Origin of the sequence: Candidatus Symbiopectobacterium sp. NZEC127 (assembly GCF_025962675.1) — a bacterium.
Classification (GTDB): Bacteria; Pseudomonadota; Gammaproteobacteria; order Enterobacterales; family Enterobacteriaceae; genus Symbiopectobacterium.
This window is the reverse complement of the sequence record NZ_JAGFPG010000059.1, coordinates 1-586: the sequence shown is the minus strand read 5'-3', so window position 1 is coordinate 586 and position 586 is coordinate 1. Positions and strand designations below refer to the sequence as shown.

At 42.0% G+C, this 586-nt stretch carries 1 protein-coding gene; it reads right to left on the bottom strand.

The genetic code is table 11. From position 1 onward, the window contains the following. On the bottom strand, positions 1–573 hold a 573-nt coding region (locus tag J5069_RS23915; RefSeq protein WP_264646135.1), incomplete at its 3' end, for an inhibitor of vertebrate lysozyme family protein. Positions 574–586 lie beyond the last annotated feature (13 nt).

The following is a 586-nucleotide window of genomic DNA, read 5'->3' as shown; positions in this document are numbered from 1 at the left end:
GGTAAATTCCCAGATAGTATTAGGTGGTGGAGCATCTGGATTGTTATTAGCAACAGACTTATTCGCTTCCGCAATACGCTTCGCGGTTTCATTTTTCTCAATTTCATCCGCAAACAATATTTTCTTTTCCTCTTCTCCGGGCTCACCGATGAACCCTTTCCTTTCACCAAAGTAATACCCTAAAACACGATGATCAGTTGGTTGATAAAGAAAATTGAGATAATGCCCACCACAATTATGTGCTTCACACATTGATCCCTTCAACCAAACTTTACCTGCTATTTCAATGGGGGATAATGGACTTTCTGGGCCATCTAACGGTGTGTTATCCTCCATCAGATTCTTCAGGCCTACCGCGTCCATGCTGGCGTCGATATCCTTTTTATACTGGGGATCGCTGCTGTAGAGTTCTGAAGGATAGGGACATGTATTTTGGATTTGGTTTCCGACACTGATTATTTTACATTGTAATGCTTCGCTTGCTGTTTTTGCACCGGTAGTAGCGCAGACAACAGTATTCAGTAGTGGAAGAGATACCGTAGCCCAGATGGTATTTCTGATATAGATATTCATCGTGTTTCCTTAA